The organism is Bacillus sp. z14 (2026) (genome assembly GCF_058313575.1).
Window position 1 is genome coordinate 755,875 of record NZ_JBZFQK010000001.1, and the last position, 18,649, is coordinate 774,523.

Here is an 18,649-nt window from a genome sequence, read left to right on the forward strand (position 1 = left end):
TAATATACAATTCAAATACTATTAAGGTGTTGTTTAGATGAATTCAGTTTATGAAGTATACGAAAATCATAGTGTCGAGGGGCTAGTTAGGAGGTTGGGATTATTGTTTTAAGGATTAATAAAAATTTTACAAATTAGTGACAAATAAACTCGGCATTTCAATCTCTTATAAATTGCAAGTTCCGTTTGCGGACACCCTTATACATGCAGACAAATAAAAAAGCCTTATTAAGGCTTTTTTAGAGAGCTACTATTCTTAATATTTTTTATACTCCTACAGTATCACTACTTTTTCTACTGACGGATTTATTACACTGTTCTATGGAATGAACTATGGCTTCACGATAAAATCCATCATTAGTACTAAATAACTCTTCCCATTATAAGAGCCATCTCACCATTTGAAGAGTATACATTCCAGCAGCTCACAACATATTTTAGGTAGTTCTAACAAACATTATAAAGCCGCATTAATTGATTTACTGTGTCAACTTAGTATCAATGTACTCTCTAAATTCCTGCAGTTCCTTTTCCTCCGGCCTGTTGCCATCCATAACCTTTTGTACGGTTTCAGCTACCATTTTAGGCAGTGTATTAATCGCCCACTGACCTGCTTCTTGCTTAGAAGTAATGATTCCTGCTTTTACATACCAATACACCCTAACCATATTTAGCACACAATACTTCGGATCCTTCTCTAAGTTAACAAGACACTCCCGATAATCTTCCATTACGGATGATAGATAATCACTTTGGGGAACTAGCGGGAAGACTTCTTCAATTGGAGGACCCTCAAGGCAAATCCCACGTCTATGAAGAATCGTGATATGGGCAGCTAAATCTGGATCTTTTAAGTCTGCTTTATTAAGATAATAGTCTGCATCCTCTTCATACTTTTCTCTCCAATATTCACTGTAATGGAAATCATACGGACAAGGATGCTGCCAATTCCTTAGTTGTTCTTTGTTTAAAAAACTGACTTCAATCGGAAATGGTTTTCCGGAATTGGATAGAAAATAATTAACTAACTCTTTCTTAGCCTCAAAGGTTAGTGGATTTTCAGTCACTACAATAAGATCGATATCACTGGACTGCGGATTAAATCCATCCATAGCTAGTGAACCATGAACATAGAACCCTTTAAAATTATCTTGAAGACTTTCTTTTATTTGCTCTAAAACCTTATAGACATAATCTTTTATTTCGGTTGTGCTTGTTTCCCATGAATAAATCATACTTACACCCCTCAATGAATTATTTACTCTCAATCTATTTTTTACGGAATATTGCTCACACTATCACATCATCCGTGATCAAAAAGCGAGTTAGACCGCATTTACATGAAAATTTTTCCTTCCTATACTTACACAATAGTATAAAAACAAATAAATATCCATTAAAGATTGGATAAAAGAGCTACCAAAGTAACTTAATAGTCTATTACGGACACAAAAGTGCCAAACTATTTAGATTTAAATTGAAAAATCGATAGGAAGAGGCGTTGTTACGTTCATTCAGGTATCATTCTAGTAAACAAAAATGGCACCTTAAATAATGTTTGATTTTACCAAATAAGTAAACTTATACTTCTAAAGGCGGAATATTTCGGATAATAATAAAATGCTAGATTGGATTTCAACATAAGATATAGAAGACATTATATTTATAAAAAATGGACGATCGAATTAGCTTAGGAGATGCAAATGATTTTATTAATATTGCCATGTCTTTATTGGAAAACTCTTTTTCAATCTGAAAATAATAAAAAACACGACCCTGCTAGTACGACACAGGGTCATGCTTGATTCATCATCTAGCATTCAGATTCAGCTTCATTCAGTGCTCTAATGCTCTTATAGCTAAACTCAAAAAATAGTTTCCCGCTCCGGCAAGGCTTCATCTTTTAACTCAATGGCCGGATGATGCCATTCTGCGGACCATTTACGCCCATCCACATAAAGAATCCCGTGTACACTCGCTTATATTACGAGCTTTTTCTTTTTTGTTCCTTTTCAACCCTCCCCCTGTCAATGGACAGGAAGGTTCAACTTTTGATAAGGTGAATATGAAACAAATCAAACCATCTGTAACAGATTAATAAGGTAAATCAACAAATTAACAAATTCTACCAAGAGCTCATCATAATATGGACTCTTTTTTCTTAACATTTTGTATTTATGAAAAGGACTCTATTTTATATAATTTTAAAAGAATGTAGTGAAAATCTATGAATTAAAAGGGAGTGTTACTATCTTTAGCGTATTTTCTACATTTAAGGTACCAGGAGAAAAAAGCGAGGAAGTTATAAAGATTTATAGAAACCGTTCCCGGAAAGTCGATCAAGCTCCCGGATTCATTGATTTTTTCCTCTTACAGAATGAGAAACATCCTGATGAATTGACCGTTCAATTACTATTTGAAGAGAAAGAGGATTATCTTAACTGGGTAAGGAGCAGCCAATTCAAAGAGATTCACGAATTAGAAAAAAAGTATCCTGATCAAGAATTAGCACAGCTGATACCTTCAGTGACAAAATATAAGGTGGTCTGCAAGTAATGAATACAACTCTATTCATTGAACAAGTGACAGAACGAATCTATGCACTCGACCCATCCTTACAGGAACGCTATGGTGATAAAGGAAAAGACAAATGCCGGGCAGATAACAAACATCATCTTGATCATTTACAAACAGCCTTTGAATTAAATAACGCAAAAGTATTTACGGATTATACACTCTGGTTAAATGGAATCCTGCAAAAATACGGAATGAAGACACAAACACTGCTGGATAATTTCGTGATAATAAAAGAAGAGTTGGAGCAAATTTCAGATATACCAGATATAAAAAAGAAAATGTACCTATCATTTTTAACAGATGCCATAGACATTCTTGAGTGCGAAAAAGCCAAAGAGGAAGCATAACTATATGCAATCGATTATCGATTTCACCAGCATCTTACTTTCTGGCAATTACAATAAAGCCTGGGATTATATTAAATCTCTTAAACATCTTTCAACTTTAGATATCTATGATCAACTCCTAACACCTGCCATGCAGCGGATTGGGGACTTATGGGGAAACAATGAGATTACAGTAGCCGATGAACATATAGCTACAGCTACCTGCGATTTTATTTTATCCAGATTGGCGTTTGAGCACAATCTTAACGCAACACCTACTAAAACGAAAAAAGCAATGTTCCTTTGTTTAGAAGGAGAGCACCATTATATTGGTCTAAAAATGGCCGCTCAATTATTCGAGGAATATGGCTGGGAAACCAAATATTTCGGACCGAATCTTCCTCTTGAATATGCGCTGCATACTGCCACCGAATGGGAACCTGATGTCATTGGACTTTCCTTGACCATTGTAACTCATTTACCAAAGTTGAAATCATATACAGACGGCTTCAAGGTACTACCTGTGCCTCCGAAAATCCTTATTGGCAGCAGATTGGGCAATAAATATGATTTAAAAACGTACTCGAGCGGAGATCCCATCATTGTAACGGATTTATCGGATATAGAGACGTGGCTAAAAGATTATTCTATAGGAGAGACAAAAAATGCAATGTATTGACACACCACTACCACTTCCCTACATAGTAGTAGACTATAACGGAAAAATTCTGCAATACAATTCCCTGTCATCTAATCTATTTAATTTAGACACCTCAGATATTTCAGGGATTATTGATGATGAAAGTATGAACAAGCTTGTCAAAGCAAGTTTATCGAATGAAAGTACGCAACAAATAGAATTGAATGTTCATACGAAGGAGTCCTCGCTGGCCTTATTTGATGTATATCTATCAGATGACTCAACCGGAAGAATGCATATTCTTTTTGTCTCCAAGGAAAAGAGCAATCAATTATATCTTGATAAAATTATAGAATTGCAAGAAAGACTGTCACACACAGATTTTGAATTACTCGAGCAAAAGGAAAAACTGGAAGACGTACTTATGCGATTAAACAAACTTTCCGGACCCTTTATTCCTTTGTCCGATAAAATGTGCTATATCCCTTTATTCGGAGACATCACATCTGAAAAAATCAACTTGATATCCGAGCATGTCCTCCACTCAGTCTTTAATGGAGAATACCAAAATATCCTAATTGATTTAACAGCTGTAGGTGAAGTACAAGATGATGGTATCAAAAAATTAATCGACCTCATTCGTACACTTCGATTTATGGCAGGAAGCAAGATCCAACTAATCGGAATCCAGCCAAGACTGGCAAAGGTTCTCTCTACCTATGAACTTGAAAGTATAGTTGAATTCAAATCATCCCTGCAATATATCTTACAGAATGAATATGCATGATGATTAACAGCGTTTATTATAATCAGTCTTTCATGCTAATATCTAAAAAATTATTATTCTTCAAGTTGTGATCATACTGATAGGTCAGATGGTTGTCCTTTCAGTATGATGGATCAACATCTCTCCTGCCTACTTCATCCAAATATATTATCTACATTAAAATGGATTGTTCTCTATTCAAATAAAAAAGAGACTAACTCAGTCAGTCTCCAATAATGACAAGATTAATTTAAATACCGATGTAGGTTGAGTGTTTAATTTCGTCCAAGAAACAGTTTCCTGATGTTTATCTTTAATAAAAGTAATCTCCTGGTTTTCCTGATTTAAAATCGCTTGTATATCCTTAAATGTAAAATCGGTGACTGCGGAAGCATGATCAATTTCCTCATGATCCAAACTAATTTGGATTCGGTCCGAAACCCTTCTAAGCATTTTCCACAGGATCATTTCTTCTCTTGATTGCAAATAAAGCTCAGGTAACTCTCTTGCTTCCATTAATTGTGTAAAACTCGTTATCATACTTGTGCCAATTCCATAACGGACCGGTCTAATAGGGTGGCCTAATTCCTTCCAAACATCAATAGAGTAAACTACATGGTCATCTTGAATCTCTATATCCCGAATGAGTCCATACTCTTTAATCCCTTTTTGGTTTGTAATTCCTTCTTTAAGATACAAGGCAATATACTTTGCTTCCTGCCAGCCTTTTTTTAGAGAAGAAATCGGTATTCTGTATGATCTTGAGTGAATAAAATCTGCATAAGCTACTTGATCAGGTACCAAACCAACTAATACTTTTTCCACTACTGAAGACTTCCACTCTTCTTTAGTACCTCTTGGCAAAATACCCTCTTTTTGCAATTCTTCCGGGCTTTTTTCAATTAATCGTTCTACAAATTGTTCAACCATATCAGTAGTGTTCGGCAAGAATGGTAGCCCACCGATATTTACTAAGCCAATACTTTTATAAAAAGTATGATTTTTATAGGATTCTTCATCATGCCATGGAAATAAGACATATGCCCCAAAAGCAGTCCGTTCATAAGGACCGTTATTCGTGACTACAATCGAATCTCGATACCTGTGCATCGTATTTATATCATCTTCCATAGGACCTGGAATATGATATTTTCTCTTATAATCACTGCCAGCTTGTGCATACTCCACCCTATATTTAGCATCAAATATATATTGGTAATCAAACTCCTTGCCCTTCTTCTGAATACTTAGCATCGTATCAGGCTTTTGTGAGAGTGTGGGCAGTTTTCCCGTATAGCTTTGATAAACAAGTTCAATTCTCTCGCCAGTAACAGGATGACGAAAGGTTCGCTTTGCCGTCTTATTTGTATCTAAATTGACGAATAGCCCATTGCGATTTACTTTCACAATATCCTGATTAATTTGTTCGTATTTTTTACCAAGCAATTGTCCCAGCTTAATAAACGTCCAGTACTCATAGAGAAGCGCCACATCTTTAACCGACATCTGATAATAGTTTCCACGGAGAATAAGACCTTTGGAAATCATAAGATATAATTGAAAAGCATCCCGGTAACCCGGTGCCATCTGAAGAACCAAACTGACATTCATATTCCGATCCAGTTGTTGAATGGAACGCCAAAAAGGGTTTTTCATTCTCTTATCCAACGTTGATTTCATATCATTGAGGCGATCCAACAAATCAGCATCAGGCTCTTTATTCCAGCTCTTCTCCTGTTTATATATCGCCTGAATCAAGTCCTCCAATTTATCAATAAGCCTACCCATTAACCATTTGATATACCGATTTTCAAACGTATCATAGCGTAATTCTTTCTTCCCTACTAATCCTTCTGTTGGCATTAGCTGTCGATTATGAAGGGGTATTCCGGATTGAACATCCATCCACAAATGAGCCCTTTTTTGAAGATACTTTCTCGGGGTGGAATCAGTTTTCCTCAACTGGTCTCCACGGACCCGGTGATATGTTTGTTCCAATTTATGATGAGGCTGTTGTTCGATTCGAATAATAGCTTGGACGAATTGGTTAAAATGTTTTCTGACCAATTGATAAAATTCCGTTTGACTTGGTGTCCCATCAAGCTTAATCCCGGCCTGCAAATAGGTCTTTTTTATAAAATGAAAAGCCAAATTATAGATTTCTTCATTAACCTCATCCAGTAAACGTTCATAATCCTTCCGATAATCCAGCTTTGTAGGAAAGATTTCCAGAGTTACTCTCAATAACGTTTTATCATAAGAACGGATTTCAAAACTGGTGAGCCCCACCTCATTTTGAAAACTGAGATTTCCCATGAGGAAGGAACCCATAGGTAATTCCGTTTTTGTAACAGCATTCCGTAGTAATGGATGCTCATGATAAAAGGTTATCTCTTGCTTATTTTTAGGAACAATCATGACAAGGTATGTCCCATTTTCAAAAAAGGTCGGTCGTAAAGCACTATTCTCAGATAGCTGCATCGTTTCAATATCGAATACTTCTACACTCTCCAAGCCCTCACCCAATGCCGAAAATTGCATTAAATCATGATAGTCCATACTTCGATATTGTTTTAAGCCTTCATACCGTTCGTGAAAAGGCTTGCCTTTGATGATCAACGAAAAGTCACGATGCTCGATCTTCACTAATTCTATTTCATCAGACCCAGAATGAGGTAAAGCCATCGTCTCTTAACCTCCCAAGCATCTCTATTACTTTTCTTGTGCTTTGAGGATAAAGGGCATTTTCTGTATCTATCAGGCTTAAATCCTGATCATCATTTAATTCTCTTTGAGTAAAGATCCGATATAATCCTTTTAATAAATGCTCAATACGAGTATCACTACCAGAAATTCGTGGTAGTATTTTTTGCAGAATACAATAATCTAAAGCCTGCTCATATTCCATTAATTCACCAGATTCATTATAGGCAAGGTAAAAACAAATCTCATCCCTGACACGATATCCAACATGTGCGTTGGCAACTCGTAGCTCGTTGTTGATTTCTTCCAATACCATTGTTGTTTTCCTGACTAGATTTTCATATTCCTTATAAACATCTTTTAAATGAAGATATTTAGATTCCAGTACTTGATTAGAAACAGGTGTTGGTTCTGTTTCTTCCAACTCTTCCAAGAAGGAAAAATTCGATAACTCCACTCGATTGAACTCAATCGTATTCGCACGATCAAGCACCTTTTTACTGAAAGGATGAGTCGTTTCATCCATATTAACGGTCCCAATTACATATACATTGGAAGGCAAATATAAATCCTTATCGAAGCCTGTAACATCTTTGGATAACAAAGGAGAGGTAATTAACTTACCATCCTTCCACTTCCTACTTTCCATGATACTGAGAATATCACTGAAGTAATGCTCTACCCTTGCTAGGTTCATCTCATCCAGCAGAACAAAATAAGGATCATTCGGATGATCTGTAGCTTGTCGAATCACCTTTGTAAGAGGACCTTCTTTAAACTCACCTTTAATATCCACATACCCCAATAAGTCTGAACCATCATTCCAGTCTGGTCGGACTGGGATTATAGCCAATTGTCCATTAATCTCATTTGCACCCACACTCTCGGCAAACCACTGTACCATTTTCGTTTTACCGGTACCGGATATCCCGGATAAAATAACAAATGGTTTGGATTTCAAAGATAGGAATAGATTCTTTACTTCTTCTGGGCTGTAAAGAAAGCCTTTATTTTGGATGTAGGAGTGGATGTGGGACGTCAATTCTTTAACGGACATATAGGAGCTTTCTCCTTCTCTATTATGACTATTATCAACAGGTAATTCGTATTGAATTAACTTATTCTTAATCTCCACTGGAAAACGTTCTTGGAATTTATGAAATACTTGTCCAACAAAACTTTCTGAAACTGAAAAGAAATATCCCTGTTTAACATTTCCGTTTATATCAAATGGGCCTTTTTCCTCGAGTCTCCAGGATAAAGGCATTTCGTTTTTATGTATGTTGGTAGTCATTAGAAAATAGGCCAACTTTAGAAGATAGCCTTCTTCTTGCCACCCATGACTTGCAATCTCAGCTGGTTTTGGTGCTTCAATTGCTTTTTGTTCTACCACTCCAATAGCCCTGATTTCAGAATCTGAGTAACAAAACACCAAATCACCGGGTTGTGCCCTAGCAAGATCAACATGATGAGCTAAAGGTCTTCCTTGTTTCGACTTTAGCGGAGCCCACAAATAGCCTCCATCTTTTTCATGATTATGAGTTTTACCTTGGTTAACCCACCATAGATTTATTTCTTTATTATATTTTTTATTCAATATATTAACTTTGTAGACATATGGAGTTTCCGTTTTATAAAAATCCATATATTCCGGAGTAGTATCTTCCTCTAAATTACTCTTTATATTATTGTATGTATGTGAATATTGCTCTTCTAAAACTTTTAACAGTTCCTTATTATTTTGATAATTAATCTCTAAATGCATTCCATTACTTTTATCTAGTCTACATATTAAAGTAGCTTTATATTTTTTACGATCTATTACCAAAGTAACAGCTTTTTTTTCACCCATCTTTATTGACGTTCCATTTGCATCTTCAAAATCTTCATAGAAAATTCTAGGTATCCATGTGCCATAAACAAAAATTGATTTATCAATCTTTTTTCTGCCAATCAAGTCTTTTATATTACCTGGTTTAGACCAACTTTTCATTTGTTTCATGTAAATCACCCTATTCCTCATCAAATAAATTGTAGGTAAACCAAATCCCTATACTTATTCATTTACACAGTATTAATGTAATACCATCATTAACAGATAAGAAATATTTTTATGCTAGACGTAAATATAATTTAAAAACCTGCTATCATTCCATGTAAATATAAGTAAATTTCTATTATTATTCATTACCAATTCTATGATAACATAGTACTATCAATATAATTACTAAGGGAGTTAAGAATGAACAACTGGAAAATTAAAGAACAAAACCTTTTACAATCAGTTTGCAAACAGAATGGAATACCTTTTGACCTTGCAACAGATCTCATTAAATCAGCTAAGAAATATTCCTATGAAAATGTAAGCCAAGGAACCCGGGTTAAAGATATACAAGAATTAATTGAACTTCATACAAAATAAACACAGATAGGTGACGACTCATAGATGTTATTAAAGAAACTTATTTTTGATAATTATAAGACGTATTATGGACATCAGGAGATTGACTTATATATCCCAAAAGATGCTCGCGAAGAAAAAGAGCAAAATATTATTCTTCTCGGTGGGTTAAATGGTGCAGGAAAAACGACATTTCTAAAAGCAATCCTGTACGTACTTTTTGGAAAACGTGGTATGTCAGAAGCTGAATATAAGCGCCTCTTTTCAAATGTAATTAATAATACTTTTTTTGATGAGGGTGGCCGTGAATGCTCACTATCCCTCTTGCTAGAAACTGATTCTGGAGAAGAGTGGAATTTGCGAGTAAAATGGTATTTTGATAGAAATAAAAGTGTCACACATGAAGAAAGAGATCTAAGCATACGGAAACAAGGATCTAAACTGGCCAAACATGCTCGAATTGACAACATTGAAGCCTATAACAGGTTTATTGACCGTATTATTCCTTACTATGCTGCCCCCTTCTTTATTTTTGATGGTGAAGAGGTCAAAGAAATTATTTTACGCCAAAATAGTAATGAAATGAAAGAGGCCATCCACAAAATCACCGGCATGGAAGCATATAAACAACTGCTGTTGGATCTTCAAGCACTTAAATCCAATTTAGAAAATAAATTAGCCAGATCAGTCAGTCAAACAAAGCTTACACATCTCAAAACTGAACTGGATGAGGTTGAAGGTACTATCCGTACAGTTTCCATAAAAAAAGAAAAGTTCGATAAAGAAATACGTCATTATCAAAATTTAATTAAAGAAGCACAAGAGGCACGGACTAAAAAAATTACTCAGAATTCTAAATCCCGAGAAGTCATTGTAAAGAATCAATCTCGTATTGCAACACAACATGAACTGGCAACCAAAGATTTAAATAACTATTTAAACCAAAATACGATTGCAATTATTTTACGGCAAAAAATTGCTTTGCTTAAAAACCAATTAAAAATAGAGAACGAAATTAGTCATAAGAATATTTTAAAAGATGCTTCTTTAACACCTTATCGAAAGTTCATGAAAGAATTATTAAGCCAAAGTATTAAGCCACCATTAACTTCTGAACAATTAGAACAGATTCAAAAACTGGGTGAAGAGGTATGGATAAAAGAAAATTCTATCGAACACAATGTTCCAAAAGAATTTGTACCAATACATGATTTATCAAATAATGACTATAGCTACTTAATGAATCTCCCTATTAAAGATTCAATGCAAGTAACACAGTATATTAATAGAATTGATCAATTACAGAACAATTTAGATGCATTGGAGCAAGAAATACGAAATGCACCTGAATCCGTCAATATTGATGAAGAAAACAAAAAGATTGATATATTAACACAAAAATTAGGTGAGATTACTCTACGCTCCAAAGTCTTAAATAAGAAATATCAAGATGCACTTGATGAAAAGACAAATATTATGAACAAACTCACTAGATTATCAGGACAGGATACTAACTTAGAAGATATACAAAAGCAATATAAACAAGTTGAACGCACAATCAAAGCTATGAATCAATATGTAGCAGAAGTCACCATTATGAAAGCTTCAATGATTAAAGAGGAATTCTCTAATATGCTCCGCAAGTTGTTTAGAAAACAAGACGAGTTTGGTAAGATTGAATTTGATATTAACACATATTCCATTCGCCTTTATAACGATCGGATGCAGGAGATCAGCATTCAAGATCGTTCCGCTGGTGAAATGCAGATGATTTCTTCAGCCTTAATCTGGGCTTTAACAAAAGCATCAGATCTATCAGTGCCAATGGTAATTGATACACCACTAGGACGGTTAGATAGCTATCATAGAAGTCATCTGATTAATCACTATTACAAAGAATTGAGCGAACAAGTCATTATTCTCTCAACTGACACCGAGATTACACAAGAATATGTAAATCTAATGGAGAAACACTCCTACAAACAATATATGTTGGACTATGATGAAAGTAAGAAATATACAATTATTAGAGATGGATATTTCAATTTTATTAAAGGATGATTAGATGGCAAACCGAAGAATGACACTCTCAGAAGAAGGAAAAATCATCTTAGATAAGATGACCGACTTGTTGGAAGTAGAACGACCTATGGCAGTAAAAATTGCTTTAGCAAAAGGGCTTGCTACTTCGACTGGCAGTGTAAAAGAGGACTATACCGGCGGCAAGAATAAATGGACGATTCCTGATTCTATTATTAAAGACAAAGAATTTTTGCTTTTTAAGCATCTTATTATTAATGAAGTAAAACAACAACTTAATGAAGATGATCTGCATAAACATATGCTTGCTTATATTGAAAAAGGCTTGCGCATTTTAAATAAAGCTGTTGAAAATAAAACTTCAATGGAAGATTTACGGATCAGCATACTAGAAAATTCTTAATTTATATGTCTTATAAAGAATTTAAAAAGCTAAAACTATAAGAAGTTGATCTCTGTTTAAAACAGAGATCTTTTTTATTCACTTCCCTGATTTTATATTTTACATTAAAAAAATCCCTGTAGAGTAGACTTTTTAATTTCCACCATACAGGGATATAGTTTATATTTGCAAAAACTAGTTTATTCTTTCTGATAAAGGACTAATATTAACAACTGTTACAGTCGGATTAGATAATTCTCCGTTTGCCTGTCTAATTGGACCATGAACGATGCATTGCCCTTTCTTTAATGTAGACAATTTAGTTTCCCAGTATTTCTTCTCTTGAGGATCTTTTGTAAAGCTTCCGGCAATATACGAAACTTCTTGCTCTGGTGGGGCGAAATAAACTTTTTGGGATGAATTTTGTAATCTGGCAAGCTCATCAGCACCAAGCTGAGACTTCAAGAATTGGGTAGCATACCAGGCTGACCAACCGAATTTCCGCCCTTCTGTTAGTATACGTGCAGAAGGCGACTTTTCTGTATGATCTAAGTTTTGAGCTTCATCCATTATGACTGGCATTGGTTTATTTTTATTCCCATATCTCACAGAATAATTCCATAGATCCCATAGAATGAACTCAGTAATAATCAACTGAACATCTCTCGGAAACCCTGTTAATTGAATAACATATACGTCTCCATTGCTTTCAACAATATCTTTCCAATCAATCGTATTGGTATTTCTAAAAGGATTACGGTCAATTAAAGGCCTTATTTGTGATAATGCTGTTTTAGCAGGATTAGAACCCTCTTCATCAAGTAAAGTCTTTAACTCTACCAAACTCATTCGGTCCCCATAACGATCCAGTCCATTAAGTACTGCTTCATATATAGCATTCAACTGTTGAATTCCTAATGATTTATATACAGCTGCAAATACACTTTTAATTCGTTCAGCAACATCTGTATTAGATTCCGGCAGGGTTATCCCACCAATATCACGCACATTCTTCTGAAATGGATTTATTGGCAATTGTTCACTATAAACAATCTTTTGCTTCAAACGATCTCCCAAAGCTTCTACAAACTCTTCTTCTAATTGATTCGGTAAGAAACCTTCTGTATAGTCAATGATGATACTTGGGATACCCTGCTTTGATTTTTCTAGTAGCAAACATTGCATGAAATAAGTTTTACCTTGCCCCGATTTACCTGAAATTAATAAGTGTCTATTTGCAAGACCTTTACTTCCATATTCCCAATAAATTTCATGATTTGAATTTTCAGGTCGTCCGATTTTAATCCGTACATCTTCCAATTTTGGCTGTTCATCTTCCTTATTGGCTTGATCTCTCTCTTCTTTTTCAGGAACATTCGTATCAATGACTGGATCTTTATGATCGTCGTATTTATAAGGTTCTTTTTCCTTTTCTTTAGAAGCAGCCGTTTCACTATGTGAAGATGTAGAATATACTTCTTTTATTTCATCAGTTTTTAATAATGGTTGTTCTTCTAATTGACGGGATTGTTCACCTGTACTATATAAATGAGAGAGCAATTTTTCTTTAATAAAATCTGTTTCCTTTTCTTGAATCCAATTTCTCATTTCATTAATTGGTTTAACCAATCCCTCATATCCATCATTCATCGTCAAATTCACTAATAAAATTTCATCATCTAAATAAGCACTCCGGTACGTAGCATCCTTTCGGAAAGATAGGATTGCTCCATCCCCAATATACTCATCTAAACTATTAGTTATTTCAAATTGATTCTTTGCTAATTTCTCAATAACTTCGTCTGAAAGATGATAAGCTTTTTCTTTCCAAAAATCACTCTGAGCTAGTTTCTTTGCGTTTGAGATTAGTAGCTGAGCAAAAAAGTTACGATAAAATCTTCCTCTGAAAGTAGTTCCTGCTTCACCTATCAAAACATCCCTTAGTAATGCTTTTGTTTTTTGCACCTGAGTTCGGGCTTTATCCAATACATCACCTTGATTATTGCCAATCTTCACTTCTACCGGGTAAAAATGTAACTTAAGCTGATCTGCTTGATTCTCTAACCCTATTAATAATAAATCATCACTGTGGCTTCCTTTAATACCTAGATTCTTAGTAGTAAAAACACCTTCTGATTTATTTAAATTAACTACCCCAGCTACACGAAGAATCTCTTCCAGTGAAATTGGAACCCATAGAATCTGGTGATGATCAAAATACGCTAAAGAATATTTAATAGCTGAAATAATACTTAATTTTTCACGGTCATAATGACCTTTGCTGCCAATGATTCGCAATAGCCATTCACCATTAAAAGTATTAAAAGCCTTAACTGTATTTAGCACGTTCTCTTGTGTTCCTTCTATATCCTTTTGCTTCAAAAATTCCTTAATTACCGCAAAATACTGTTCAGACTTATCTGTAACAGTTATAGCATCATAACGACTAGACGATGAATATTGATCACTATAATGGATCACAACTAAATTCCCATTATATTTTTGGAAAAATTCAAGATCCACAGATGGATCGACAAATGTTACCCAATAGGATGACTGGAAAATCTTATCCAAGACTTCTTCATCAGCAGTAGTAATCCGTGATAAAATAGCTTCACCTTTATGGTAGCTATCATTGCCTCCATTTCTTGTATTAGCTGCCAGCTCATTGACATAATAAGCTGTTGTTGTTAAATAGTTTTGCTCATCTATACTATAAGTTTTTGTCCCAAAACCACTTTTATAGTTTTCATAATCCCTCATTGATGGAACACTTGAGTAAAGTCCTTCTATGCCGATACCTGAAACCATTTCATTTACCTTCTGGACAGCATAATGCTCTTGAGCATGCATTTTATAAAAGGAAATATGGGCATATCGAAGAGAAGCTCCTTCTTCTCGTTTATAGAAGTACAATTTCTCTCTTAGGGTACGCAGTATATCTTCTGTATCATACGATTTTGATTTCAATTTTATATTAAATAGATCTTCAAATTCTTCTACTGTTTCTGTTTGAGCATACATATCAAAAGCACTGCTAGCATTTTCTTTTTTATATAAGGTTACTTCCACAGTTTTTACATGTTCTATGCCGGCTCTATCTATTTCTTTTAACATCCATGTAAAAATACCTCGAATTACTTCCATGTCATTCACAATATTTATTACATTAATTTGTAAGGGAGCTTGTGATTTTTCAATAAATAAATAGGAAAAATGCTCTTTAAATTGTGTAATTTTATCCGCAACCACTTTCGCTAAATATTGATTTGCGTCTGAAACTGATACTTTATTGACAGGCTTAAATACAAGCCATTCCATCGCTCCCTGCTGATGTTCTGGTTTATAAAGATCATTGTTCTCATCATAGAGAAATGGAACTAACGCATCTGGATTGATTCTATTTAGAATACTGTTATCTACATCTTCATTACGCAATGTCTCAAATGCTTTTAGTTTGTATGCGACCACCAATGGGTGAAATGGTGTAAAGTACAAAATTCCATTTGAATGAATGGTTCCTAATTTAAACAAATCAATTCCTTTTTTGCCGGCAGGGACATCTGCTTCAAAACTTTGCACTTCTTGCTTATAAGCTTTTAAATAATCTAAAGCTCGCTCTTTATATTCTTCACTAACTGTACATAAGCTAGAAATAGATTTTTTTATTTTAAAATAATTAATATAGCGGCTATATGCTTCACGTAAATCCTCACTTAAACGCAAGTCTTCTTTCAATAAGACACCAGAATCTAATGTTGCATGCCTCATCCCATCTTCTACCCAGGATGCTTCCCATTCAAAGAATGTCTGATACTCAAGGTGAAAATAAAATTCGCTATTCTCAATTACTAAACGATTATTTTCCTTTACCCATATGAAGTCTTTTCCCGTTTCCCGAATTTTCTTCCAAATACGTTGTCCCCTGATTGGCAAAGTATTTGACAACTCATTCTTTAGCATAATGGGAATCATAATTTGGCCAAATTGTAAATTAAGCTTTAGCTCATCTTCTTCATTGAAAGCTTCTGGAAATAGTACCAATGATATTTTCTCATCATTTGAGATAGAAATCGTTTCGTTCTCTTTTTTGACCTCTTTTGTCAAACTTGTAATACCTTCACCAATGACTAATATGTCACCTTCTTGTTGTATTTCTATACATTTATATGAAGGGTTAACGATGAACTTTGATGAGAATGCTTGAAAATCTGCCGCTGCAATTGGGAGTACTGCGACAAAAAAGTCTGCTCCTAGTGCTGCCTTATCATCATGCTTATAAGAGAATCTCGTAAATGTAGGAACTTTTTTATCAGCCGCTATTTTGGCAGACATCTTATTTTTTTTAACATCAATCGCTACATTTCCTACAAAAGGTTTTGGTATTTTAACGAAAGATGATGATAAACTTTTCACATTATCACTGAAATTAAATGAAATGAATAATTCAACTTCAGCCAAACCATCAGGATTAAAAATAATTATTTGTCGTTTTCTTTTACCAGACGCATTTTCTTTTAATGCTCGATTCCAAATCTCTAGCGACTCTTCAGACTTTATTTCCTCAATTTCTACTTTCTTCAACTTATTTGTTTTCTCAAACTCTTCACGGAACTTATGGATTTTTGTATAATCCACATGTTCCCAATCTTTCCCCTTCAATATATTTGTATGTTGTGGCAAAAATCTCTTTTGTAATTCTTCTTCCTCAAGACCAAAATCATGCACCTTTTTTATATAATCAAAGATTTCTCTATTTTCCTCTAACCGTTTCTTTTGCAGTTTTTTGTTATAAGTAGACAAATCCGGGTCTTTGAATAATCCAAATTTATAATACTCTCCATCATCAATATAGCCTTTTTGGATAATATTAAAAATATCTTCGAATTCAAAAAAAGTCACCTGTTGATATGTCTGTTCCTTCATTATATTTTCCAAGCTATCATGCAAAACAACTTGGTCAGCTTTTTTCTCTTTTAATGTATGTGTTATTTCCTTTTGTAATTTTTGATAAAGATAGGCAGGATGAAGCGGCATTCCTTCCTTCTGTAAATCGCTGCTTCCTCCTTGAATGGAATCAAGCTGTCCGGATACAATACTGAGTAAAGCTGTTTGCTTCCACTTATTCTTTTGTTCTCCAACTAAGTTTCTCAGTGTGACTAAGAAATCTGGCTTAACCTCTTCTGATGTAAAAGCTACTACAAGCTCAGCTGTATCAAACGGAATAGAAAAAGTCTTATATTCTTCCCCTCGCTCATGCTTATACTTGAATATTCTTGTTCCTTCTATCGCTTCTAAAGCTTGGACTAAATCACAAACGTCCTTATCATGATCCAATTGCAAATAAAAACGATCCCCCGCTTTTATCTTTTCTCTTTTAAAATATGTTACTAACAATTCTGCTATATAACTATAAAATTGGTTTGACATACTGAGCATCACCACTATCACTTTTTTTCTCAATAATATTATGATTATCAAATAACACTATAATTTCCTTTTTGGAATATCTGTCAAAAGCTATGCCTCTTCTTTCCAGTTCATTAAATAATTCGTTTAACGGCATTCTTTGTTCCTTGACACATACTGCTGTCATTAATAGCAAAAAATCATGTTTAATATTTAAGACTTGTCCATTGCTACCCCTGGTTTTAAGAAAAGATGCACCTAAATCTTCGAGGTTCTCTCCATATTTCTTACAAACACCTGTACTCATACCTGCTTTTAAACATTGGAATAATACTTGAAAAGCTTCAGGAATAGTATTGGAATTATCTACAATATTCACATCTGCCCAATCAGTATACTGTTGAATCCATAATTTAAGCTCTTTTAAAAATTCCGCCTCAAACTCTTCACCCTTGTTTTTAATCAACTCATACAGTCTGCCGTACGGAATAAATTCTTTTTCTTCCTGTCCTTCATTAAAGACACAATGGCTAAGGTGAGAGATTGTATGGATGTGCGGAAAAAGGTTGATATGATTTTCTTTAATATATTTAAATCCCTCTAGATCACTTGCTGCTTTCCTTCTTTTACTTAAGACCTCCCAGTCTAAAGCAAAATAGAGTGGACGAACTCGCTCATAATCTGCTTCTGTATATTGGTCAAACTTTAATAAAAGCTGGCAAATATACATGAATACATAATAATGAGTCAACACTGGAAAGGCTGTTAAAAAATAATCTTTATACTTGCTTAAATAAAGCATATCCTCTTGGTATAGATTGGTGAATGATTGTAATAAAGGTTGATAATGTTTAGTTGATTTTTTACTTGTTCCTTGAATGTTCAAATCTTCCAATTTACTCAATATCAGTTCAGTTAATATGTCATCTGAATCTTTACTAATAAAAATCTCCTTAATCTCTTCTCGATTTCTGACGAGTATATTATTCATAAACTGTCCATAGTTTCTTAACTCATTGTTATGATCTGTTGACATTTCAATTAAATTAAAAAAATACGGATGAATAGGATTAATCTTTTCTTTATCAAATAAGTATGCATTGATAAAGCGGACAAAATCATGTTGGTCATCATCTTGCCCAAAGAGTATATCTTCAGCAATAAACTCGCTTAGTTGATTTCCTTCCGTGCTTGTAACCAGTTCCTTATTAATTAGCATAGATTGGTTATATTTAAAATCTGAGATGTTACGAATATATTCTCCTAATGCAGCGTGAAAGTGATTACGTATTACCCTAGTTCTTTTAGATGATGGGAAAGGTAAAACGTCTACTACTTTGCCTTTATCATGTTGTTTCCTTTTTTCCAACTGATTAATTAGGTAATCTCTTTCTAACAATTGAAC

Annotated in this window: 12 protein-coding genes; 7 read left to right on the top strand and 5 right to left on the bottom strand. The window is 34.2% G+C overall.

What is annotated here, in order from left to right:
* Positions 1–479: 479 nt before the first annotated feature.
* A complete protein-coding gene (locus tag AC4G3O_RS03560; protein ID WP_491135823.1) occupies positions 480–1,235 on the bottom strand; it encodes an aminoglycoside adenylyltransferase domain-containing protein in 756 nt (251 codons plus the stop codon).
* Positions 1,236–2,250: 1,015 nt separating this feature from the next.
* On the opposite strand from AC4G3O_RS03560, the gene AC4G3O_RS03565 reads away from it, so the two are divergent.
* The 4 genes from AC4G3O_RS03565 to AC4G3O_RS03580 are packed head-to-tail and all read left to right on the top strand — an operon-like array spanning position 2,251 to position 4,330.
* Positions 2,251–2,556: an antibiotic biosynthesis monooxygenase family protein gene (locus AC4G3O_RS03565; RefSeq protein WP_491135938.1), complete on the top strand. Its 306-nt coding sequence runs from the start codon at positions 2,251–2,253 to the stop codon at positions 2,554–2,556.
* On the top strand, positions 2,556–2,924 hold the full coding sequence (locus AC4G3O_RS03570; RefSeq protein ID WP_491135824.1) for a hypothetical protein: 369 nt from the start codon (positions 2,556–2,558) through the stop codon (positions 2,922–2,924). The genes AC4G3O_RS03565 and AC4G3O_RS03570 overlap by 1 nt, the downstream gene beginning before the upstream one ends.
* 4 nt (positions 2,925–2,928) lie before the next feature.
* Positions 2,929–3,582: a cobalamin B12-binding domain-containing protein gene (locus AC4G3O_RS03575; protein ID WP_491135825.1), complete on the top strand. Its 654-nt coding sequence runs from the start codon at positions 2,929–2,931 to the stop codon at positions 3,580–3,582.
* Positions 3,569–4,330, top strand: a complete 762-nt coding sequence (locus tag AC4G3O_RS03580) for an STAS domain-containing protein (RefSeq protein ID WP_491135826.1) — start codon at positions 3,569–3,571, stop codon at positions 4,328–4,330. Before AC4G3O_RS03575 ends, AC4G3O_RS03580 begins: the two co-directional genes overlap by 14 nt.
* Positions 4,331–4,528: 198 nt before the next feature.
* Here AC4G3O_RS03580 and AC4G3O_RS03585 read toward each other — a convergent pair whose 3' ends face one another.
* Entirely contained in the window at positions 4,529–6,994 is a 2,466-nt protein-coding gene (locus tag AC4G3O_RS03585; protein ID WP_491135827.1) for a DUF2357 domain-containing protein, read from the bottom strand.
* The gene (locus AC4G3O_RS03590) at positions 6,969–9,014 is read right to left on the bottom strand and encodes an McrB family protein (RefSeq protein ID WP_491135828.1); all 2,046 of its coding nucleotides are present in this window, start codon (positions 9,012–9,014) and stop codon (positions 6,969–6,971) included. The genes AC4G3O_RS03585 and AC4G3O_RS03590 overlap by 26 nt, the downstream gene beginning before the upstream one ends.
* 240 nt (positions 9,015–9,254) lie before the next feature.
* Between AC4G3O_RS03590 and AC4G3O_RS03595 the strand changes: the two genes are divergently transcribed.
* The 3 genes from AC4G3O_RS03595 to AC4G3O_RS03605 are packed head-to-tail and all read left to right on the top strand — an operon-like array spanning position 9,255 to position 11,856.
* A complete protein-coding gene (locus AC4G3O_RS03595) occupies positions 9,255–9,434 on the top strand; it encodes a DNA modification system-associated small protein (protein WP_491135829.1) in 180 nt (59 codons plus the stop codon).
* A gap of 24 nt (positions 9,435–9,458) precedes the next feature.
* A complete protein-coding gene (gene dndD / locus AC4G3O_RS03600; protein ID WP_491135830.1) occupies positions 9,459–11,474 on the top strand; it encodes a DNA sulfur modification protein DndD in 2,016 nt (671 codons plus the stop codon).
* Between the two features lie 4 nt (positions 11,475–11,478).
* Positions 11,479–11,856: a hypothetical protein gene (locus AC4G3O_RS03605; protein ID WP_491135831.1), complete on the top strand. Its 378-nt coding sequence runs from the start codon at positions 11,479–11,481 to the stop codon at positions 11,854–11,856.
* Positions 11,857–12,030: 174 nt separating this feature from the next.
* Here the strand turns inward: AC4G3O_RS03605 and dptH are convergent, their stop codons facing one another.
* Both dptH and dptG read right to left on the bottom strand, forming a co-directional pair.
* Positions 12,031–17,265 carry a DNA phosphorothioation-dependent restriction protein DptH gene (gene dptH, locus AC4G3O_RS03610; RefSeq protein ID WP_491135832.1) on the bottom strand — a complete coding sequence of 1,745 codons (5,235 nt, stop codon included), beginning with the start codon at positions 17,263–17,265 and terminating at the stop codon, positions 12,031–12,033.
* Entirely contained in the window at positions 17,246–18,643 is a 1,398-nt protein-coding gene (gene dptG, locus AC4G3O_RS03615; RefSeq protein ID WP_491135833.1) for a DNA phosphorothioation-dependent restriction protein DptG, read from the bottom strand. The genes dptH and dptG overlap by 20 nt, the downstream gene beginning before the upstream one ends.
* Positions 18,644–18,649 lie beyond the last annotated feature (6 nt).